Here is a 19915-nt window from a genome sequence, read left to right on the forward strand (position 1 = left end):
CGCGTGCGGATCCTCCTCGGTGTCAGCGGGGGGATCGCCGCCTACAAGGCGGCCTCCCTCCTGCGGCTGTTCACCGAGGCCGGGCACGACGTGCGCGTCGTGCCCACCCGTGCCGCCCTCGAGTTCGTCGGTGCGGCGACCTGGGAAGCGCTCTCGGGCCACCGCGTCACGACGGACGTCTTCCAGGACGTGCCGGGCGTCGAGCACGTGCGTCTCGGCCAGACGGCAGACCTCGTGGTCGTCGCGCCCGCGACCGCCGACCTCCTGGCCCGCGCTGCGGCCGGCCAGGCCGACGACCTGCTCACCGCGTCGCTACTGGTCGCGCGGTGCCCGGTGCTCCTCGCCCCCGCGATGCACAGCGAGATGTGGCGGCACCCGGCCACCGAGGCGAACGTCGCGACCCTGCGGGGCCGGGGCGTGCACGTGCTCGAGCCGGCGACGGGACGTCTCACCGGAGCAGACTCCGGACCGGGGCGTCTGCCGGAGCCCGAGGAGATCACGGCCGCCGCGCTCGCCCTCGTGGCACCGCGGGACCTCGCGGGCCGACGCGTCGTCGTGTCCGCCGGCGGGACGCGCGAGCCCGTGGACCCCGTGCGGTTCCTGGGCAACCGGTCGAGCGGCCGGCAGGGCGTCGCCCTGGCGGCCGCCGCGGCGCGGCGGGGCGCCGACGTCGTGCTGGTCGGGGCGAACCTCGCGGTCCCTGCGCCGGCCGGGGTCGAGCTGCGGACGGTGGAGACCGCCGCCGAGCTCGACAGCGCCGTCCGCGCGGCGGCCCTCAACGCCGACGTCGTCGTCATGGCCGCGGCCGTGGCTGACTTCCGACCCGTGGTCGTCGCCGAGCACAAGATCAAGAAGACCGCGGGCGAGCCTGCTCCGATCCTGCTCGAGCGCACGGCCGACGTGCTCAGCGCCCTGGTGAGCGAGCGTCGGCCAGGGCAGCTCGTCGTCGGTTTCGCGGCGGAGACGGGGGACGACGACGGCGACGTCGCGGACCACGGGCGGGCCAAGGCGATCCGCAAGGGCGCCGACCTCCTCGTCGTGAACGCGGTCGGCGACGGCCGGGGGTTCGGCACCCCGGACAACGACGTCACGATCCTCGACGGGACGGGCACGGTGATCGGCACGGCGGCCGGCTCCAAGGCGCAGGTGGCCGACGCGGTGTGGGACGCCGTCGTCGCGCGACTGACGCCGGACGCGTGAGACGGGTCCGGTGACTCCGCCGCTACGCTGACCGCATGACGTCACCCGCATCCCGTCTGTTCACCTCGGAGTCCGTGACCGAAGGCCACCCGGACAAGGTCTGCGACCAGATCTCCGACGCCATCCTCGACGCCATGCTGGCCCAGGACCCGGGTGCCCGGGTCGCGGTCGAGACGATGGTCACGACGGGCCTCGTGCACGTCGCGGGCGAGGTGACGACGGAGGCCTACGTCGAGATCCCGCAGGTCGTCCGTCAGGTCCTGCACCGGATCGGCTACACCTCCTCCGAGATCGGCTTCGACGCGCACTCGTGCGGTGTGTCGGTGTCCATCGGCCAGCAGTCGCCGGACATCGCCGCAGGCGTCGACAAGGCCTGGGAGAGCCGGCACGACGCGCAGGACGACGACCCGCTGGACCTGCAGGGCGCCGGTGACCAGGGCCTGATGTTCGGCTACGCGTGCGACGACACCCCGTCGCTCATGCCGCTGCCGATCTGGGTCGCGCACCGGCTCGCGGAGCGGCTCGCGCTCGTGCGCAAGGAGGGCACGCTCGAGTACCTGCGTCCCGACGGCAAGACCCAGGTCACGATCGCGTACGAGGGCGACCGGGCCGTCCGGCTCGACACGGTGGTCGTCTCGGCGCAGCACGACCCCGACGTCTCGCTCGAGGGCCGGATCGCGCCGGAGGTGGCCGAGCACGTCATCGCCCCGGTCCTGGCCGACCTCGACATCGACACCACCGGGTACCGGACCCTCGTGAACCCGACCGGCGTGTTCGTCATCGGCGGCCCCCGCGGCGACGCCGGCCTGACCGGCCGGAAGATCATCGTGGACACCTACGGCGGCATGGCGCGGCACGGTGGCGGCGCCTTCTCCGGCAAGGACCCCTCGAAGGTCGACCGCTCGGCCGCCTACGCGATGCGGTGGGTGGCCAAGAACGTGGTCGCCGCCGGTCTCGCCAAGCGGTGCGAGGTCCAGGTGGCCTACGCGATCGGCACGGCGCACCCCGTCGGGCTCTACGTGGAGACCTTCGGCACCGAGACGGTCCCCGTGGACCGGCTCACCGCGGCCATCCGCGAGGTCTTCGACCTGCGCCCGGCGGCGATCGTGCGCGACCTCGACCTGCTGCGGCCCATCTACGGCCGGACGGCTGCGTACGGGCACTTCGGGCGCGAGATCGCCGACTTCACGTGGGAGCGGACCGACCGGGTCCTGGATCTGCACTCGGCCCTGTCCTGAGCCCGACGGCGGTCGCCGGGAGCGGCGTCCGCCACTGACGGCGCACGAGCCCGTGCGCGTGCCGGTGCTCGTGCCGACGCACGGCCGTGCGGCCCTGTGGCCGTGCGTCCGTGCGTCGTGCGTGCGTGATGGGATGTGGGCGTGACGCTCGACCAGCCGGCTCTCGCGGGGCTCGCCCCGCGTCGTCGCCGCGCGCGCACGCCCGAGCCGATCGCCGAGCACCTGCCGGTGGCTCGCGTGGTCGTCGACCGACCGCAGCCCCACCTCGACCGCGAGTTCGACTACGCCGTGCCCGCGTCCATGGCGGACACGGCGGTCCCCGGCGCCCGCGTGCGGGTGCGCTTCGGCGGCCAGGACGTCGACGGGTTCTGCGTCGCCCGCGTCGACGGATCGGAGCACGAGCTCGCGCCGCTGCGGCGCGTCGTCTCCGCCGAGCCCGTCCTGGCCCCGCAGGTCCTCGACCTCGCCCGCGCGGTCGCGCGTCGCTGGGTCGGCACGCTGCCCGACGTGCTGCGGCTCGCCGTCCCACCCCGCCACGCGCGCGTGGAGGCGGAGGTCCCGGCCGCGGGGGACGCGGCCCCGCCGGACGGGGCCGGGACGCCCGCGCCCGATGGCGGCGCGCCGGCCTGGTCCCCGTACGTCGGCGGCCAGGCGTTCGTGCGGCGGGTCGCCGCGGGGGAGGCCCCGCGGGCCGTGTGGCTCGCGCTGCCGGGGCCTGCCGCGGCATGGGCAGACGCCGTGGCGCAGGCGGTCTCGGTCGCGCTGGCCAGCGGCCGCGGAGCGCTGGTCGTGGCGCCGTCGGCCGCCGAGGTGGCCGTCCTCGAGGCGGCGCTGGACCGGGCGGGCGTGGCCGCGTGGACGCCGGCCCACGGCGGTCGGCGGGTGCGTCTGCTCGCCGACGACGGCCCGGCCGACCGGTACCGCGCGTTCCTGGCCGCCCTGCGCGGTCACGTGCGCTGCGTGGTCGGCACCCGGGCCGCCGCGTTCGCCCCCGTCACCGATCTCGGCCTGGTCGTGTGCTGGGACGACGGCGACGACGCGCTCGAGGAGCCCCGGGCGCCGTACCCGCACGCGCGGGACGTGCTGGCCCTGCGCTCCGAGGCCGAGGGCGCGGCGCTGCTCGTCGGTGGCCGGAGCCGGACCGTCGCCGCTCAGCGGTGGGTCGAGAGCGGCTGGGCGCGTGAGCTCGCGGCCGCGCGCGTAACCGTGCGTGCGCGTGCCCCGCGTGTGGTGGCGCTCACCTCCGTGGAGCTGGCCCGGGAGGGGCCGGCAGCCGCGGCACGGCTGCCGGGTGCGGCCTGGCGTGCGGCCCGCGACGGGCTCGGCCGCGGACCGGTCCTGGTGCAGGTGCCGCGTGCCGGGTACCTGCCCGCGGTGGCGTGCGGCACGTGCCGGACCCTGGCGCGCTGCCCGTCGTGCGCCGGCCCCATGGAGGTCGCCGTGTCGGGCGGACCTGCGGGCTGTCGGGTGTGCGGACGCCCGGCCGCCTCGTGGCGGTGCCCGGAGTGCGGCGGCACCGCCCTGCGGGCCGTTCGGGTCGGCACCGAACGGACCGCCGAGGAGCTCGGCCGCGCGTTCCCCGGCGTCCCGGTCCGCGTGTCCGGTGGTGGGGCGCGGCTGGGTACGGTGCCCGACCGCCCGGCGCTCGTGGTCAGCACGCCCGGAGCGGAGCCGGATGCGACCGGCGGCTACGCCGCGGCGCTGCTCCTGGACGCCGCGGTCCACACGGCCAGGGTCCAGCTGGGCGTGGCGGAGCAGGCGCTCCGTGCGTGGCTGCGTGCTGCCTCGCTCGTCAGGCCCGCGTCGTCGGGCGGCGTGGTCCTGCTGGTCGGGGATGCCGCCCCGGCTCCGACGCAGGCGTTCGTGAGGTGGGACCCGGCCGGTCACGCGTCGCGCGAGCTCGCCGAGCGGGCGGCCCTGCGGCTGCCGCCGGCGGCGCACGTCGTCGTGCTGGAGGGGGCACGGGACGCGGTCCGCGGGCTCCTCGCCCGTACCGAGCTGCCGGCGGGCGCCGACGTCCTGGGACCGACACCGCTGCGCGAGGCGCCGGAGGTGCCCGAGCACGCCCAGGCGACCCTCCTCGAGCCCGACGGCGAGCGCGTCGTCCGGGCGCTCGTGCGCAGCGCCTGGTCGGACGCCCCGGCCGTCGTCGGAGCGCTGGCGGGGGCACAAGGGGCCCGGGCCGCGCGCCGGGAGCCCGTCGTGCGGGTACGCGTGGAACCCTCGGAGGTGTGGTGAGCGGGGTGCCGGCAGCGGCGCAAGGACGGCCGGCGGCGGCGCGGCGGATCGATGCGGTCCTGTTCGACCTCGGCAACGTGCTCGTCAGGTGGGACCCGTACCTGCCGTACGAGGGCCACGTCCCGCGCCAGGTCGTCGAGGAGTTCTTCCGCGAGTCGGACTTCATGGCGCTCAACCACGCCCAGGACGCGGGGGAGCCGTGGCCCGTGCTGCGCGCCCAGCTCGCCGCCGAGCGCCCGGACCTGGTGCCCATGCTGGACATCTACCTGGCGGACCACCGGTTGTCCGTCCCCGGCGAGGTCCCCGGGGCCGAGGCGACCGTGCGGCACCTGCGCGCCGTCGGCGTGCGCGTGTTCGGACTCACCAACTGGGGCGCGGAGAACTGGCACGTCGCCGCCGAGCAGGCGCCCGTCGTCGGCCTGCTCGAGGGCGTGGTCGTGTCCGGGCACGAGAAGGTCGCCAAGCCCGACCCGGAGGTGTTCCGACGCGCGGTCGCCCGGTTCCGGCTGGACCCTGCGCGCACCCTCTTCACGGACGACACGCCGCGCAACGTCGAGGCCGCCGGGCGGGCGGGGTTCCGCACCCACCTGTTCCGTGGCCACGCCGAGCTGGGGGAGGAGCTCACCGCGCTCGGGATCCCGCGCGTGGGCACCGGCGGCGACCTGGCGTAGCGGCGCGCGCACCTAGGATCGACGCCATGCGTGTGCTCTTCGCCGGGACCCCGGAGGTCGCCCTGCCCTCGCTCGAGGCGCTGCTCGCCTCGCCCCGGCACGAGGTGGTCGGCGTCCTCACGCGCCCGGACGCGCCCGCCGGCCGTGGGCGGCGCATGGTCCCCAGCCCGGTGCGGGAGCGCGCCGAGGCCGCAGGCCTGCCCGTGCTCACCCCGCGAACCCTGCGCGACCCGGCGGCTCTCGAGCCGATCGCGGCACTGAGCCCCGACGTCGCGGCCGTGGTCGCCTACGGCGCGCTCCTGCCGGTACCGGCGCTCGAGCTCGTGCCGCACGGCTGGGTGAACCTGCACTTCTCGCTGCTGCCCGCGTGGCGCGGCGCCGCGCCGGTGCAGCACGCCGTCCTGCACGGCGACGAGGTGACCGGCGCGACGACGTTCCGGATCACCGAGGGGCTCGACGAAGGCCCGGTCTTCGGCACGCTCACCGAGACGGTCCGGCCCACCGACACGTCGGGGGACCTCCTCGAGCGTCTGGCCCGGGCGGGTGCCGGACTGCTCCTGGCGACGCTCGACGGGATCGCCGACGGAGCCCTGGTGGCCGTCCCCCAGCCCGTGGACGACGTGAGCCACGCGCCGCGCCTGAGCCCCGAGGACGGCCGCCTGCGGTGGGAGCACCCGGCCCCGGCGGTCGACCGCCGGGCCCGGGCGTGCACCCCGGCCCCGGGGGCGTGGACGACTGCGCCCGACGGCGGCCGGCTCGGCCTCGGGCCGGTCCGGCCCCGACCGGACGTCGTCGACCTGGCGCCGGGCGAGCTCCGGGTGGGCCGGCGTGAGGTCCTGGTCGGCACGGGGACGCACGCGGTCGAGCTCGGTGAGGTCTCGCCGGCGGGGCGCCGCGCCATGCCGGCGGCGGACTGGGCACGCGGGGCGCGCCTGGCCGCAGGTGCGCGGCTGGGTGTCGCGTGAGCGGCGCCACCGGCGGTCGGCGGCCACCGCGACCGCACCGGTCGAGGAGCGCGCAGGCGCCGTCGCAGCGGCGGCGGACGGGCGACGCCGCACGCGCCGTCGCCTACGAGGTGCTCCGCGAGGTGGCGGACTCCGACGCGTACGCGAACCTCGTGCTGCCGCCGCTGCTGCGTCGTCGGGGGATCTCCGGACGGGACGCGGCGTTCGCCACGGAGCTGGCGTACGGCACGCTCCGTCTGCGCGGACGCTACGACGCGGTGCTGGCCCTGGCCACGGAGCGCCCGGTGACGTCGATCGACGCGCCGCTCCTGGACGTGCTGCGACTGGGCGTGCACCAGGTGCTCGGCATGCGCGTGCCCCCGCACGCGGCGGTGTCGGAGACCGTGGCGCTGGCCCGGTCGACGGTCGGCGCCGGCCCGGCCCAGATGGTCAACGCCGTGCTCCGGCGGGTCGCGACCGACCCCCTGGACACGTGGCTGGCGCGCATCCAGGAGGCGGCGGGCGCCGACACGATCGAGCAGCTGGCCGTGCGGGAGAGCCACCCCGCGTGGGTGGTGCGCGCCCTGCGGCAGGCGCTCGTGGCCGACGGGCGACCGGTGGACGACGTCGCCGCCCTGCTCGCGGCGGACAACGCTGCGCCGGCGGTCACCCTCGTCGCGCGGCCTGGACTCGTGTCGCAGGACGCACTGCTGGACGACTCTCCCGGTGCTCGGGCGGGGCGGTGGACGCCGACCGCCGTCGTCGTGCAGGGCGGAGACCCCGGGGCGCTCCCCGCGGTCCGTGACGCGCGCGCGGGCGTGCAGGACGAGGGTTCGCAGCTCGTGGCCCTCGCGCTGCTCGCGGCCCCGGTGGACGGGCCGGACGCGCGCTGGCTCGACCTCGCCGCGGGCCCTGGGGGCAAGGCGGCGCTGCTCGGCGCGGCCGCCGCCCAGCGGGGCGCGCACCTGGTCGCCACGGAGCTGCAACCGCACCGGGCGAGGCTCGTCGAGAGGTCCGTCGCGGCGCTGCCGGAGGGCGTCGTCGAGGTCCGCTGCGCCGATGGCCGCGACGTCGGCCGCGCCGAGCCCGGCGCCTACGACCGCGTCCTCCTCGACGCGCCGTGCACGGGCCTGGGGGCGCTGCGGCGTCGTCCGGAGGCCCGATGGCGGCGGTCGCCGGCGGACCTGCCGACGCTCACGCGGCTCCAGGCGGAGCTGCTGAGCTCGGCGCTCGACGCCGTCCGACCCGGCGGGGTGGTCGCCTACGTGACGTGCTCGCCGCACGTGGCCGAGACGCGCACCGTGGTCGCCGACGTCCTGCGTCGCCGGACCGACGTCACCCAGCTCGACGCCCGCGAGGTCGTCCGGAGCGTGGCGGGCGACGCCATCGACCTCGGCGAGGGCCTGGCGGCGCAGCTCTGGCCGCACGTGCACGGGACGGACGCCATGCACCTGGCCTTGCTGCGACGGACATGACCGGGCACCGTACGGACGGTCGCGTCGTCGCGGCGTCCCGACGCGAGAGACTTGCCGCGTGGACGCACTGATCGCCCCCAGCATCCTCGCCGCCGACTACGTGAACCTGGAGCGCGAGATCCGCCGCGTCGCGAGTGCCGACTGGCTGCACGTCGACGTGATGGACAACCACTTCGTGCCGAACCTGACGATCGGCCCCCCGGTCGTGGAGAAGGTCGTCCAGGTGTCGCCGATCCCCGTCGACGCGCACCTGATGATCGACGACCCCGAGCGCTGGGCGCCCGGGTACGCGGAGGCGGGCTGCGCGTCGGTGACCTTCCACGCCGAGGCGTCGCGCGATCCGCGCGCCCTCGCGCGGCAGCTGCGGGACATGGGGGCGCGCGCGGGCCTCGCGGTCCGGCCCGGCACCGACATCGACCCGTACCTCGAGCTCCTGGGCGACCTCGACATGGTCCTGCTGATGACCGTGGAGCCGGGTTTCGGCGGCCAGTCGTTCCAGGACTCCGTGCTGCCCAAGGTGCGCCGGGTGCGCGACGCCGTGTCCGCGGCCGGCCTGGACGTCTGGGTCCAGGTCGACGGCGGCGTGTCCGAGCGCACGATCGAGCGGGCCGCCGACGCCGGGGCCAACGTCTTCGTCGCCGGGACCGCCGTGTACGGGGCCGAGGACGCCGCCGAGCGGGTCACGCTGCTGCGCTCGCTCGCGCAGGGCCACCTGCACTGAGCGACCGGCCGCACCGGCGTGCGTGGGGAGCCGCGTCGCCAGGACGGTGACCGACGGCGCACCTTCGGTCCGGCGGGCTGTGGCAGACTCTGGGACGTACCACGTACGTGCTCCGGGGTCGGTGTAAGTCCGAGCCGGCGGTGACAGTCCGCGACCCGAGCCTGGCGGCGACGCCAGGTCCGGTTGACCTGGTGAAACTCCAGGACCGACGGTGAAAGCCCGGATGGGAGGAGGCACGTGGGCGGCGCCCTGACGGGGCGGCGCCCGTGCGTCTTCCTGCGCCCGCGCCCCGGGGCCTTCGCTCGGGGAAGGACGACGCCGGTGGGTGCCAGCAGCCAGGCCGTGCACGGCTTCGCCGTGCCCGCCGAGCTCGCCGCGATGGACCGGGCGCTCGAGCTGGCGCGACTCGGACCGGCGCACGGCCCCAACCCGCGGGTCGGGTGCGTCCTCCTGGACGCCGACGGGCGAACGGTCGCCGAGGGGTGGCACGAGGGTGCCGGGACGCTCCACGCGGAGGCGGCCGCGGTCGCGGCGGCCCGCGCGTCGGGCACGCCGACGCACGGCACGACGGCGGTGGTGACCCTCGAGCCGTGCAACCACACGGGACGCACACCTCCGTGCGCCGACCTCCTGCTCGACGCGGGCGTCGACCGCGTGGTGTACGGCCTCGCGGACCCGAACCCCCGCGCCGCCGGCGGAGCCTCGCGCCTGCGCGAGGCCGGCGTGGACGTCGTCGGCGGGGTGCGGCAGGAGGCCGCCGCCGAGCTGCTGCGCGTGTGGGCCGGCGCCGTGCGCGCCGGGCGTCCCTGGGTCACCCTCAAGCTCGCGACGAGCCTCGACGGACGCGTCGCGGCCGCCGACGGCTCGTCGCGGTGGATCACCTCGGAGCAGGCGCGCGCCCACGCGCACCGGCTGCGCGCCGAGGTGGGCGCGATCGCCATCGGGACCGGCACCGCGCTCACGGACGACCCCGCGTTGACGGCGCGCACGCCCGACGGCAGACCGGCGGCCCACCAGCCCGTGCGTGTGGTGGTCGGCCTGCGCGACCTGCCCGCGACCGGACGGCTCCAGGGACCCGGGGGCGAGCTGGTCCACGTCCGCAGCCACGACCCCGCCGAGGTGGTCGCGGTGCTCGCCGAGCGCGAGGTGCGCCACCTGCTCGTCGAGGGCGGCCCGACGCTGGCCGCGGCCTTCCTGCGCGCGGGGCTCGTCGACGAAGTCGTCGCGTACCTCGCACCCGTGCTGCTCGGGGCGGGTCCGTCCGCCGTCGCCGACCTCGGCATCACCGTCGTCGACCAGGCCCTGCGGCTGCGTCCGCGCAGCGTCGAGCAGGTCGGGCCCGACGTCGTCGTCGTCGCCGAGCTCGCCGCCGGGGGAGAGCCGCCCCTGCCGGCGCCCGGCAGCCCCACCACCGTCGAAGGACCGGGCAGCGGCCCGGCGCGAGAGGAGCACTGATGTTCACCGGGATCGTCGAGGAGGTCGGCACCGTCGTCGCCGTCGAGCGCGCGGGGGAGGACGCGCGGCTGCGGCTGCGCGGTCCGCTCGTCACCGAGGGCACGCAGGTGGGCCACTCGATCGCCGTCGACGGGGTCTGCCTCACCGTGACCGACGTGGCCGACCAGACCTTCGCCGTCGACGTCATGCCCGAGTCCCTGCGCCGCAGCACCCTGGGCGCCCTCGTCGCCGGGAGCCCCGTGAACCTCGAGCGGGCCGTCCCGGCCGGGGGACGGCTGGACGGGCACATCGTCCAGGGCCACGTGGACGGCGTCGGCCGGATCGCGGCGCGCCGGCCGGGGCCCCGGTGGGACGAGGTCGAGGTCGAGCTGCCGGGGCCGCTGGCGCGGTACGTCGCGGAGAAGGGCTCCATCGCCGTGTCGGGCGTGTCCCTGACGGTCACCCACGTCGGTGACGCGTCGTTCGGCATCGCGCTGATCCCCACCACGCTCGAGGTCACGACGCTCGGCCGACTGGGGGTCGGCGATGACGTCAACCTGGAGGTCGACGTCATCGCGAAGTACGTGGAGCGCCTGCTGAGCGGGGGCCCCCGGACGGAGGGCACGGCATGAGCGGGCTGCACCTCGGCACGGTCGAGGAGGCCGTGGCTGCGCTGCGCGCGGGCCGGCCCGTGATCGTGGCCGACTCCCCGGACCGCGAGAACGAGACGGACGTGATCCTCGCCGCGGAGTCGGCGACCACCGAGTGGGTCGGCTGGACGATCCGGCACTCGTCGGGCTACCTGTGCGCTCCGATGCCCGCCGCGCGGGCGGACGCCCTCGAGCTGCCGCTCATGGTCCCCGCGAGCCAGGACCCCCGCCGAACCGCCTACACGGTCACCGTGGACGCCGCCGACGGCGTCACGACCGGCATCTCTGCGGCCGACCGGGCACGGACGCTGCGCGTCCTGGCCGATCCGGCGGCGGGGCCGCACAGCATCATCCGGCCGGGTCACGTGCTTCCGCTGCGTGCCGTGCCGGGCGGCGTGCTGCACCGGGCCGGGCACACGGAGGCCGCGGTGGACCTGTGCCGGCTGGCGGGCCTGGAGCCGGTGGCCGGGATCGCCGAGCTCGTGCACGACGACGGGTCGATGATGCGCCTGGACGACGCCGCGGCCCTGGCCCGCACCGAAGGCCTGGTGGTGATCACGATCGCCGACCTCGCGGCCTGGCGTCGCGAGCACGACGACGTCGCCGGCCCGCAGACGGCGCCTGCGCCCGAGCGCCGGGTCGTGCGCACGGGCTCCGCACTGCTGCCGACGCGGCACGGTCGGTTCACCGTGCACGGGTACCGCGACCTGCGCACCGGCTCGGGGCATGCCGCGCTCGTGGCGGTCGACCCCTCCGAGCCCGCGGCCGTGCCCGTCGTGCGGGTCCACTCGGAGTGCCTCACGGGCGACGCCTTCGGCTCGCTGCGCTGCGACTGCGGTCCGCAGCTCGACGCGGCGCTCGCGCGCGCCGCCGTCGAGGGGGGCGCCGTGGTCTACCTGCGCGGTCACGAGGGCCGCGGGATCGGGCTGCTGTCGAAGATCTCGGCGTACGCGCTCCAGGACGCGGGGCGGGACACCGTGCAGGCGAACCTGGACCTCGGCCTGCCGGCCGACCGTCGCGAGTACGGTGCCGCGGCGGCGATCCTGACCGACCTCGGCCTGGACCGCGTGCGTCTGCTCACCAACAACCCGGCGAAGGTGACCGGGCTCGGCGCGCACGGCATCACCGTGGACGAGGTGGTGCCGCACGAGGTCGGCCGCACCCCGGAGAACCTGGCCTACCTGCGCACCAAGGCGCAGCAGATGGGGCACCTGCTGAGCCCCGAGACGCTGGAGGAGATCAGATGAGCGGGCACGGGGCACCGACCCTGGCGGTCGACGGCGGCGGCCTGCGCGTGGCGGTCGTCGCCGCGAGCTGGCACGAGGTCGTCATGGACGGGCTGGTCGACGGCGCCCGGCGGGCGCTGACGGCGGCGGGCGTCACGGACGTGCGCTGGGTGCGGGTGCCGGGCTCCTTCGAGCTCCCGGTCGCGGCGGCCCGGCTCGCCCCGACGGTCGACGCGGTGGTGGCGCTCGGCGTCGTCATCCGAGGGGGGACCCCGCACTTCGACTACGTGTGCCAGGCGGCGACCGTCGGCCTCACCGACGTCTCCGTGCGCACCGGCGTCCCGGTGGGCTTCGGCGTGCTGACGTGCGACGACGACGCCCAGGCGCTGGACCGCGCCGGGCTGCCCGGCTCGTCGGAGGACAAGGGCTTCGAGGCCGCCCAGGCCGCGGTCGCGACCGCGCTGACCCTGCGGGACCTCGCCCGTCCCGTGGGTGGGACGGCGACGTCGCCGACCGGCCCCGGCCTCTAGGCTTGTCGCCCGTGAAGACCTTCGACGCCCTGTTCGCCGAGCTCACCGAGAAGGCGCGCACGCGTCCCGCCGGGTCGGGCACCGTCGCCGCGCTGGACGCCGGCGTCCATGCGATCGGCAAGAAGATCGTCGAGGAGGCCGCGGAGGTCTGGATGGCCGCCGAGCACGAGAGCGACGAGCGTGCCGCGGAGGAGATCTCCCAGCTGCTCTACCACCTCCAGGTGCTCATGGTGGCGCGCGGCCTCACGCTCGAGGACGTCTACCGCCACCTCTGACCCGCGGCGCGGCCGTCGTAGGCGTCCGCGCGTCGCCCCGCAGTCCAGCCCTCCCACGGCTCCGAGAGAACAACCGAGGACCCATGCTCCGCATCGCCGTCCCGAACAAGGGCTCGCTGTCCGAGCCTGCCGTAGACATGCTCCGCGAGGCCGGCTACCGGCAGCGCCACGACCCGCGCGTCCTCGTGCTGGTCGACCCCGAGAACGACATCGAGTTCTTCTTCCTGCGGCCCCGCGACATCGCCGTCTACGTCGGCTCCGGGACCGTGGACGCCGGCATCACCGGTCGGGACCTCCTGCTCGACTCCGGCGCCGACGCGGTCGAGCACATGCAGCTCGGCTTCGGCGGCTCGACCTTCCGGTTCGCCGCGCCCGCCGACCGCGTGCGGGAGCTGGCGGACGTCGCCGGCCGCCGGGTCGCGACGTCGTACCCGGTGCTGGTGGGGGGCTACCTGCGCGACCGGGGCGTCGAGGCGGAGGTGATCCGTCTCGACGGCGCCGTCGAGTCCGCTGTCCAGCTCGGTGTCGCGGAGGTCGTCGCGGACGTCGTCTCCACGGGGACGACCCTGCGTGGGGCCGGCCTGAGCGTCTTCGGTGAGCCGATCCTGCACTCCGAGGCCGTGCTGATCCGCCCCCGCTCGCAGGCCGACGTCCCGGCGGGGCTCGAGGTGCTCGCGCGGCGCCTGCAGGGCGTGCTCGTCGCGCGCCAGTACGTTCTGATGGACTACGACGTCCCGACGTCGCTCGTGGAACAGGCGGTCGCCATCACGCCCGGCCTGGAGTCGCCGACGGTGTCGCCGCTGCACAACAGCGAGTGGGCGGCGGTGCGCGCCATGGTCCGCCGCGACGAGACCAACCGCGTGATGGACGCGTTGTACGACCTCGGTGCGCGCGCGATCCTGGTCACCTCGATCCACGCCTGCCGCCTCTAGCCCTGCCGCGCCCGGTTCGCCGGCCGTCCGCGCGTCGGGGTGCTCCCGGGGACGCCCATGACCCGCGACGCCGATCCGCTGCACCGGTCGTTCCGGCCCCGTGCCGCGCGACTCGTGTGCCTGCCGCTGGCCGCGGTCTCGCTCGCCCTGATGGTGGGCCTCGCGGTCGGACTGCCCGCCGTGACGGGCGTCCGGCTCGGGTGGGGGGACCGCGTCGGCTTCGTCGCGCTGGGCGCCCTCATCGCGTGGTTCCTCCTCCGGGAGGCGGGTGTGCGCGCCGACCCCGACGGCGAGACGCTGGTCGTGCGCAACCTGCTGCGGACGCGGCGGCTGGCCTGGGCGGAGATCGTCTCGGTCCGGTTCGGCCCGGACCGGCCGTGGGTCTCCCTGGACCTGGCCGGCGGTGACACGCTGGCCGTGATGGCGGTGCAGCACGCCGACGGCGACCGAGCCCGGGGCGAGGCGAGACGGCTCGCGACTCTCGTGGCGCGCCACTCCGGGACCGCGCGCGACGACTGACCGATCGGACGAGGCGTGGACGAGGGCACAGGGAGGTCGGACACGGACGTGTCCCCCGAGGAGCACTTCGGCGGCGAGCCGGTCGCTGTCGGGACCTGGCGGGCCGTCCATGACGTGCTCGCGGGGCTCGGCCCCGTCCAGGTGCGGGTGTCCCATAGCCAGGTCGCGCTGCGGCGGGCCTCGCCGCGCGGGGCCGCGGTCGTGTACCTGTGGGCGCCTCGCCGCTACCTCGGTGCGCGCGCAGCGCCGGTGGTGGTGACCGTGGTCCTCGGCCGGCGCGACGGATCGCCGCGGTGGAAGGAGGTGGTCCACCCCAGCCCGCGGCACTGGGTGCACCACCTCGAGGTGACGGACCCGGCGCAGGTGGACGCCGAGGTCGCCGCCTGGCTACGTGAGGCGTGGGGGCACGCGGGCTGACGTCAGCGCGAGCGCTCGGCGTGCACCCCGGCGGCCGCGGCAGCGACGAAGGCCTCGGGGTCGGCGTCGAGCCCGCGCCCCATCGTCGAGAGCCGGACGGGGGTGTCCGCGAGCGCCTCCTCGAGCTCGTCACCAACGGGGACCTCCACCAGCGTGTGCCGCCCGGCGGGCCGGCAGAGCGCGAGGGCCTGGTCCCGCACGAGCGCGCGGAGCGCCGCGCGGTCGCCGGGGGCGGCGCCGACCGGGACGACGACGTCGGCCGGTGCGAGCGCGACCCGCCCGACGGCGGTGCGGGAGTGGTGGGAGACGCCGCGGTGGCGTTCCCGCGCGTCGGCGCCGGAGACGCGCAGGGCCGCGATGGGCCGGCCACCGAGCACGGCCGCGGCGTTGAGCGCCTCGCCGACGGCGACGCCCGAGAAGCCCCAGCGGGTGCCCGTCCCGAGGTTGCCCGGTCCCTGGGCGACGACGACGAGATCGGCGCCGACCACGAGGCGCGCGGCGAGCAGGCCCGTGTGCACCGTGACGGCCTCGAGGTCGCCGCCGAAGGCCTGGCCCACGGTGACGCACGCCTCGAGCCAGCCGGTCTCCCGCAGCGTGGCGACCGTGCGGCTGAACCAGGCGGGCAGGGCGCCGCCGTCGGTCATCACGTAGGCGATCCGGGGGAGCGGACGGGAGCCCTGCAGGGCGGACCAGCGGGCCCCCGCCACCACGGCGGGCACGGCGGAGTGCAGGTCCGCCACGACGACCGGGAGGCCGGCCAGGTCGTCGGCGTCGCGCAGCGCCGCGTGGTGCGGGGACTCCTGCTCGTCGACGCCGAGCACCATGGCCTGCTGGGGCGTGTAGCGGCCCTTGACCAGGTGTCCGGGCCCGGGCGCGGGATCGGCGGGCAGGGCGTCCGGCCGGGCCACCACCAGGGCGTACCCGCCGGTGCCCAGCCCCCGGGCGAGCGCGGTGACGTTGAGCAGCACGCGGTCACCGACGGCCACGTCGCCGACGATCGCCGGGTAGGCGAGTGCCCGCACCGTGCCGTCGGCGGTCTCCGCCGTGAGCTCCTGGGCGCCCGCCCAGCGCGTGCCGAGCGACACCACCTCACCGTTGCGCCACGTGATCACGCCAGCACGCTACCCGCCCGCTACCGTGTGAGGTCATGGCCGACTCCCTGCCCCCCGCCGAGCGGCTGCTCAACCTCGTCATCGCCCTGGTGAACACACCTGGCCGGATGACGAAGGAGCAGATCCGCGCCTCCGTCGCGGGCTACGACAGGGACGGCAGCACCGAGGCGTTCGAGCGGATGTTCGAGCGCGACAAGGAGACGCTGCGCGACCTCGGCGTGCCGGTGACGACCGTGCACGGGCCGGCGCACGCCGACGACGCGGGGTACCGCGTCGACCTGGACGCCTATGCACTGCCGCCCATGGAGCTCGACGCCGCGCAGCTCGGCGTGCTCGGCCTGGCCGCCGACTTCTGGCAGGACCAGTCGCTGCGCGCCGACGCCGCCCGGGCGCTCACGAAGCTCCGCGTGGTCGGCGACACGTCCGCCGACACCGACGCCGTCGTGGGCCTGGCGCCACGCCTGCACGCGGCCGGACCGGCCCTGGCGCCCCTGCTCGACGCCGCGCACGCGCGCCAGGCCGTGGAGTTCACCTACCGCGCCGCCAGCACGGGGGAGGTGCTGCGCCGCACCGTCGAGCCGTGGCGGATCATCGCGAGCCGGGGCGGCTGGTACCTGGTGGGGTTCGACACCGGTCGCGACGCTCCCCGCGTCTTCCGGCTGAGCCGGATCGTCGACGACGTCGTGCCCGTCGGTCCCACGGGAGCGTTCGTCGTGCCCGCGGACGTGGACCCGATGGCGATGCTCGCCGCGAGCCAGCAGGGTGGGACGCGGCTCGCTTGGCTCTCGGTGGCGGCCGACCGGGCGGGCGCGCTCCGGTCGCGTGCGGTGCAGCCCGACGGCGAGGACCCCCCGGCGCCGCCCAGGCCGGGGCACGACCTCGTCGTCGTCCCGTTCGAGCGGTCGGCGGACCTCGCCGAGGAGCTGCTCGGCTACGCGGACGCCGTCGTCGTGCTCGGTCCTGAGGACCTGCGCGCCGGCGTCGTGCGCCGCCTGCGGGAGGCCGTGGCGATGACAGAGCGGCTGGCGGGCCGCGCGACGGACGGGGAGCGCCGGGATGGCTGAGCGCACGCCGGAGCGGCTCGTCCGCCTGCTGGGTCTGGTGGCCTACCTCGACCGGCACCCCGGGGTCTCCGTCGAGGAGGTGGCGGCCCACTTCGAGGTCACCCCCCAGCAGGTGCTGCGCGACGTCGACACGCTGTGGGTGTCGGGCACCCCGGGCTACTGGCCGGACGACCTCATCGACTTCGACGCCGACTCCTTCGACTCCGGGGTCCTGCGGCTCACGCAGTCCCGCGGGATGACGCGGGCCCTGCGCCTCGGGGCGCGCGAGGCGGTCGCGCTCGTCGCGGCGCTGCGGGCGCTCAGCGAGTCGGTCGGGGACCTCCTCGAGCCCGCCGAGCGCGAGGTGATCGCGAGCACCCTGGAGGTGCTCACGGCGGCCACGGGCGACGCTGCGGCCACGATGGACGTCCAGCTCGCCGTCGAGGCTCGCCCGGAGGTCGTCGCCGAGGCCCGCAGGGCGTTGCGGAACCGCCGGCAGCTGGCGCTGCGCTACGTCGACGCCGCCGACCGCGTCTCCGAGCGGGTCGTCGAACCGTGGCAGCTCCTCACGGGAGACGAGCACTCCTACCTGCAGGCCTGGTGCCGGAGCGCACGCGGTGAGCGCCTGTTCCGGCTCGACCGGATCCTCGAGGCGACCCAGCTCGACCAGCCGGTGACGACCCGGCCCGGGCGCAGCCGCGGCGAGACGTTCACCCCGTCCGCCGAGCACGAGCGCGTCGTGCTCGAGCTCGACCAGCGGGCCCGCTGGGTGGTCGACCAGCTGCCGGTCGACGAGACGACGGACCGGCCCGACGGCGGGATGCGCGTGGCGCTGCGGGTGGCCTCGAGCGCATGGCTGCGTCACCTCCTGCTGCGCGTGGCACCGTACGTCCGCGCGGTCGAGCCGGTCGCGGTCGCCCAGGAGGCGGGAGCCGCCGCCCGTGCGGCACTGGCCGCGTACGACGCCGCCGAGGGCTGAGCGGTCGCCTACCCTGGGCCCGTGCTCTGGTTCGTCGTCTGGTCCGTGCTCGTCGTCGGCTCGTGCGTCGGCGGCTTCTTCCTGCTGCGGCACGTGTACCGGTCGGGCAAGGCGCTCCTCCTGGCGCTCGAGGAGCTCTCGGACGTGCTCGACCGGCTCGACCGTCAGGTCACGGCCCTGGCGGGCACCATCGGTACCGTCCCGGTGCCGGTCGAGCTGGAGGACGCCGGCCCCGCCCGTGCGCGGATGGCGCTGGCGCAGGCGGCCCGCGCCGCGCGGCTGACGCGCCGGGCCGAACGGCACGAGGCCGCGTACCGGCGCTGGTGGTCGTTCGTCCGCTGAGGGCGCCCGTGCCGGCGTGACCGGCGGCGGCCGCCGGGGCGGATAGCATGTGCGCACCGACGTGGGAGGAGTGCGATGAGGGGTCCGCAGGGCTGGGAGTGGCTCGTCATCCTGGTGATCGTGCTCCTGCTGTTCGGTGCCAGGCGCCTGCCTGACCTCGCCCGCAGCGTCGGCCGTTCGCTGCGCGTCTTCCGCTCCGAGGTGAGGGACGGCCGCGACGGACCGGACGACGACACCTCGTCCCGCCCGTCCGGCGACGACGGTGGCCCGCGCGCCTGAGCGCCCCCGGCCGATCCGTGGGCGTCGCAGCCCCGAGGGCCGGATGCCCCTGCGCGAGCACGTCCGCGAGCTGCGGAACCGGCTGTTCCTGGCTGCCCTCGGCATCCTGCTGGGTGCCGTCGGCGCGTGGTTCGCGTACCCGTGGCTCTTCGACGTGCTCGCCGAGCCGCTCGTCGACCTCGCGGACGAGCGTGACGCGCTGATCGCCCTGAACTTCGCAGGTGTGGCGACCCCGCTCGACCTGCAGATCACCCTGGCCCTGTTCGGCGGCACCATCGTCACGAGCCCGTGGTGGATCTACCAGCTGTGGGCCTTCGTGACGCCCGGCCTCACCCGCCGCGAGCGACGGACGACCGTGGCGTTCGCGGGCGCGTCCGTGCCGCTGTTCCTGGCGGGTGCCGCCCTGGCCTGGTGGGTGCTGCCGAAGGCCGTCGGCCTGCTCGTCGGGTTCACCCCGGACGAGGCGGTCAACGTCATCGACGCGCAGACCTACCTCGGGTTCGTGATGCGCATGGTGCTGGCCTTCGGTGTCGCGTTCCTCGTGCCGGTGCTCATGGTCGGCCTGGACGCCATCGGGATCGCGACGGCGCGCGGAATGCTGGCGGGCTGGCGCTGGGCGGTGCTCCTGGCGTTCGTGTTCGCCGCGGTGGCCACCCCGACCTCGGACGTGGTGTCGATGCTGGCCCTGGGGGTGCCCATCTGCGGCCTGTACTTCGGTGCGATCGGCGTGTGCGCCGTCGCCGACCGCCGTCGCGAGGCACGGGAGGCACGATGACCGGGCTGCGGATCGGCATCGTGGTGAACCCCACCGCGGGCCACGGGCGCGGGGAGCGACGCGGCCAGCACCTGCTGGAGGCCGCGCGCGCCCGCGGGCACGACGTGCACGACCTCTCGGCCGCCGACCTGCTGGGTGCCGAGCAGCACGCGCGGCAGGCCGTGGTCCGCGGCCTCGACGCGCTGGTCGTCGCCGGGGGCGACGGCATGGTGCACCTCGGGGTCAACATCGTCGCCGGCACCGACCTGCCGCTCGGGATCGTGGCCGCCGGCAGCGGCAACGACATCGCGCGCGCGATGGACCTGCCCCGGCACGACGTCGCGGCGGCCGTCCGGGTCATCGAGGCCGGCCTCGAGCGGGGTGGCCGGCCGGTCGACGCCGTGCGCGTCGGCCCGCCGGACTACAGCGCGCACGAGTGGTTCATCGGCGTGCTGTCCTGCGGGGTCGACGCCGCGGTGAACGCGCGGGCGAACGCCCTCACGTGGCCCCGCGGGGGCGGCCGGTACGTGCGCGGGCTGGTCACCGAGCTGCGCAGGTTCCGCCCGTACGGGTTCCGCCTGACGCTCGACGACGAGACCTGGGAGTCCACGGGAACGCTCGTCGCGGTGGCCAACGGGGGCCTGTTCGGTGGTGGGATGCGGATCGCCCCGGACTCGCGCATGGACGACGGCCTGCTCGACGTCGTGATCGCCGGGCCCCTGAGCCGCAACGAGCTCCTGGGCATCTTCCCCAAGGTCTACCGGGGAACCCACGTGCGGCACCCGGCCTGCACGATCCTGCGGAGCACGAGCGTGCTCATCGAGCACAGCCCCGTGGGGCCCCTGCCGCCGGCGGCCTTCGCCGACGGGGAGCGCATCGGCCCGCTGCCCCTGCGGGTCGAGGTCCAGCCCGGCGCGGTGCGCCTGCTCGCCTAGG

The 19915-nt window shown here is 76.2% G+C and carries 22 protein-coding genes and 1 riboswitch; of the genes, 21 read left to right on the top strand and 1 reads right to left on the bottom strand.

Features of this window, described 5'->3' with window-relative positions; translation table 11 throughout:
* Positions 1-3 precede the first annotated feature (3 nt).
* From coaBC to AFE02nite_RS03145, 15 genes are all read left to right on the top strand, one after another.
* On the top strand, positions 4-1200 hold the full coding sequence (gene coaBC, locus AFE02nite_RS03075) for a bifunctional phosphopantothenoylcysteine decarboxylase/phosphopantothenate--cysteine ligase CoaBC (protein ID WP_146819066.1): 1197 nt from the start codon (positions 4-6) through the stop codon (positions 1198-1200).
* A gap of 35 nt (positions 1201-1235) precedes the next feature.
* Positions 1236-2438: a methionine adenosyltransferase gene (metK, locus tag AFE02nite_RS03080; protein ID WP_034248699.1), complete on the top strand. Its 1203-nt coding sequence runs from the start codon at positions 1236-1238 to the stop codon at positions 2436-2438.
* A 141-nt stretch (positions 2439-2579) separates the two neighbouring features.
* Entirely contained in the window at positions 2580-4676 is a 2097-nt protein-coding gene (locus AFE02nite_RS03085) for a primosomal protein N' family DNA-binding protein (protein WP_261765403.1), read from the top strand.
* Positions 4673-5347, top strand: a complete 675-nt coding sequence (locus tag AFE02nite_RS03090; protein ID WP_261765404.1) for an HAD-IA family hydrolase — start codon at positions 4673-4675, stop codon at positions 5345-5347. Before AFE02nite_RS03085 ends, AFE02nite_RS03090 begins: the two co-directional genes overlap by 4 nt.
* Positions 5348-5373: 26 nt before the next feature.
* Positions 5374-6312: a methionyl-tRNA formyltransferase gene (gene fmt, locus AFE02nite_RS03095; RefSeq protein ID WP_146819068.1), complete on the top strand. Its 939-nt coding sequence runs from the start codon at positions 5374-5376 to the stop codon at positions 6310-6312.
* Complete coding sequence (locus tag AFE02nite_RS03100; protein ID WP_146819069.1) at positions 6261-7766, top strand: RsmB/NOP family class I SAM-dependent RNA methyltransferase; 1506 nt, start codon at positions 6261-6263, stop codon at positions 7764-7766. The genes fmt and AFE02nite_RS03100 overlap by 52 nt, the downstream gene beginning before the upstream one ends.
* Positions 7767-7824: 58 nt before the next feature.
* Positions 7825-8487: a ribulose-phosphate 3-epimerase gene (rpe, locus tag AFE02nite_RS03105; RefSeq protein WP_034247829.1), complete on the top strand. Its 663-nt coding sequence runs from the start codon at positions 7825-7827 to the stop codon at positions 8485-8487.
* 104 nt (positions 8488-8591) lie between these two features.
* Positions 8592-8727, top strand: a riboswitch (FMN riboswitch).
* Positions 8728-8865: 138 nt separating this feature from the next.
* On the top strand, positions 8866-9942 hold the full coding sequence (ribD, locus tag AFE02nite_RS03110; protein ID WP_146819251.1) for a bifunctional diaminohydroxyphosphoribosylaminopyrimidine deaminase/5-amino-6-(5-phosphoribosylamino)uracil reductase RibD: 1077 nt from the start codon (positions 8866-8868) through the stop codon (positions 9940-9942).
* On the top strand, positions 9942-10553 hold the full coding sequence (locus AFE02nite_RS03115; protein WP_034247828.1) for a riboflavin synthase: 612 nt from the start codon (positions 9942-9944) through the stop codon (positions 10551-10553). The genes ribD and AFE02nite_RS03115 overlap by 1 nt, the downstream gene beginning before the upstream one ends.
* Positions 10550-11818, top strand: coding sequence for a bifunctional 3,4-dihydroxy-2-butanone-4-phosphate synthase/GTP cyclohydrolase II (locus AFE02nite_RS03120; protein WP_034247826.1), 1269 nt, complete (start codon positions 10550-10552; stop codon positions 11816-11818). Before AFE02nite_RS03115 ends, AFE02nite_RS03120 begins: the two co-directional genes overlap by 4 nt.
* Entirely contained in the window at positions 11815-12327 is a 513-nt protein-coding gene (ribH, locus tag AFE02nite_RS03125; protein WP_052113913.1) for a 6,7-dimethyl-8-ribityllumazine synthase, read from the top strand. Before AFE02nite_RS03120 ends, ribH begins: the two co-directional genes overlap by 4 nt.
* Before the next feature lie 11 nt (positions 12328-12338).
* Positions 12339-12602, top strand: coding sequence for a phosphoribosyl-ATP diphosphatase (locus AFE02nite_RS03130; RefSeq protein ID WP_034247825.1), 264 nt, complete (start codon positions 12339-12341; stop codon positions 12600-12602).
* Between the two features lie 83 nt (positions 12603-12685).
* Entirely contained in the window at positions 12686-13534 is an 849-nt protein-coding gene (hisG, locus tag AFE02nite_RS03135) for an ATP phosphoribosyltransferase (protein ID WP_034247823.1), read from the top strand.
* Positions 13535-13591: 57 nt separating this feature from the next.
* Complete coding sequence (locus AFE02nite_RS03140; protein ID WP_034247822.1) at positions 13592-14053, top strand: PH domain-containing protein; 462 nt, start codon at positions 13592-13594, stop codon at positions 14051-14053.
* 15 nt (positions 14054-14068) lie between these two features.
* A complete protein-coding gene (locus tag AFE02nite_RS03145) occupies positions 14069-14470 on the top strand; it encodes a DUF5655 domain-containing protein (protein ID WP_261765406.1) in 402 nt (133 codons plus the stop codon).
* A 2-nt stretch (positions 14471-14472) separates the two neighbouring features.
* Here the strand turns inward: AFE02nite_RS03145 and AFE02nite_RS03150 are convergent, their stop codons facing one another.
* On the bottom strand, positions 14473-15582 hold the full coding sequence (locus tag AFE02nite_RS03150; RefSeq protein ID WP_146819070.1) for a DUF3866 family protein: 1110 nt from the start codon (positions 15580-15582) through the stop codon (positions 14473-14475).
* A gap of 35 nt (positions 15583-15617) precedes the next feature.
* Here AFE02nite_RS03150 and AFE02nite_RS03155 point away from each other — a divergent pair, with 35 nt between their 5' ends.
* From AFE02nite_RS03155 to AFE02nite_RS03180, 6 genes are all read left to right on the top strand, one after another.
* A complete protein-coding gene (locus AFE02nite_RS03155; RefSeq protein ID WP_034247505.1) occupies positions 15618-16646 on the top strand; it encodes a helix-turn-helix transcriptional regulator in 1029 nt (342 codons plus the stop codon).
* Complete coding sequence (locus AFE02nite_RS03160) at positions 16639-17604, top strand: helix-turn-helix transcriptional regulator (RefSeq protein WP_034247503.1); 966 nt, start codon at positions 16639-16641, stop codon at positions 17602-17604. Before AFE02nite_RS03155 ends, AFE02nite_RS03160 begins: the two co-directional genes overlap by 8 nt.
* A 21-nt stretch (positions 17605-17625) precedes the next feature.
* The gene (locus AFE02nite_RS03165; RefSeq protein ID WP_034247501.1) at positions 17626-17946 is read left to right on the top strand and encodes a hypothetical protein; all 321 of its coding nucleotides are present in this window, start codon (positions 17626-17628) and stop codon (positions 17944-17946) included.
* Between the two features lie 75 nt (positions 17947-18021).
* A complete protein-coding gene (gene tatA / locus AFE02nite_RS03170; RefSeq protein ID WP_034247499.1) occupies positions 18022-18225 on the top strand; it encodes a twin-arginine translocase TatA/TatE family subunit in 204 nt (67 codons plus the stop codon).
* 43 nt (positions 18226-18268) lie between these two features.
* Positions 18269-19000 (top strand): twin-arginine translocase subunit TatC, encoded by a 732-nt coding sequence (gene tatC / locus AFE02nite_RS03175; RefSeq protein ID WP_034247497.1) that lies wholly within the window; start codon positions 18269-18271, stop codon positions 18998-19000.
* Entirely contained in the window at positions 18997-19914 is a 918-nt protein-coding gene (locus AFE02nite_RS03180; protein ID WP_034247495.1) for a diacylglycerol/lipid kinase family protein, read from the top strand. Before tatC ends, AFE02nite_RS03180 begins: the two co-directional genes overlap by 4 nt.
* Position 19915: the final 1 nt, after the last annotated feature.

This window comes from Actinotalea fermentans (assembly GCF_007991475.1).
Lineage (GTDB): Bacteria > Actinomycetota > Actinomycetes > Actinomycetales > Cellulomonadaceae > Actinotalea > Actinotalea fermentans.

Excerpts from the sequence above, each read along its gene's own strand:
- ribD (WP_146819251.1), top strand. The coding sequence starts at position 8,866 with ATGGACCGGGCGCTCGAGCTGGCGCGACTCGGACCGGCGCACGGCCCC.
- tatA (WP_034247499.1), top strand. The coding sequence starts at position 18,022 with ATGAGGGGTCCGCAGGGCTGGGAGTGGCTCGTCATCCTGGTGATCGTG.
- ribH (WP_052113913.1), top strand. The coding sequence starts at position 11,815 with ATGAGCGGGCACGGGGCACCGACCCTGGCGGTCGACGGCGGCGGCCTG.
- AFE02nite_RS03180 (WP_034247495.1), top strand. The coding sequence starts at position 18,997 with ATGACCGGGCTGCGGATCGGCATCGTGGTGAACCCCACCGCGGGCCAC.
- hisG (WP_034247823.1), top strand. The coding sequence starts at position 12,686 with ATGCTCCGCATCGCCGTCCCGAACAAGGGCTCGCTGTCCGAGCCTGCC.
- AFE02nite_RS03140 (WP_034247822.1), top strand. The coding sequence starts at position 13,592 with ATGACCCGCGACGCCGATCCGCTGCACCGGTCGTTCCGGCCCCGTGCC.
- fmt (WP_146819068.1), top strand. The coding sequence starts at position 5,374 with ATGCGTGTGCTCTTCGCCGGGACCCCGGAGGTCGCCCTGCCCTCGCTC.
- AFE02nite_RS03155 (WP_034247505.1), top strand. The coding sequence starts at position 15,618 with ATGGCCGACTCCCTGCCCCCCGCCGAGCGGCTGCTCAACCTCGTCATC.
- metK (WP_034248699.1), top strand. The coding sequence starts at position 1,236 with ATGACGTCACCCGCATCCCGTCTGTTCACCTCGGAGTCCGTGACCGAA.
- AFE02nite_RS03160 (WP_034247503.1), top strand. The coding sequence starts at position 16,639 with ATGGCTGAGCGCACGCCGGAGCGGCTCGTCCGCCTGCTGGGTCTGGTG.
- AFE02nite_RS03120 (WP_034247826.1), top strand. The coding sequence starts at position 10,550 with ATGAGCGGGCTGCACCTCGGCACGGTCGAGGAGGCCGTGGCTGCGCTG.
- tatC (WP_034247497.1), top strand. The coding sequence starts at position 18,269 with ATGCCCCTGCGCGAGCACGTCCGCGAGCTGCGGAACCGGCTGTTCCTG.
- AFE02nite_RS03115 (WP_034247828.1), top strand. The coding sequence starts at position 9,942 with ATGTTCACCGGGATCGTCGAGGAGGTCGGCACCGTCGTCGCCGTCGAG.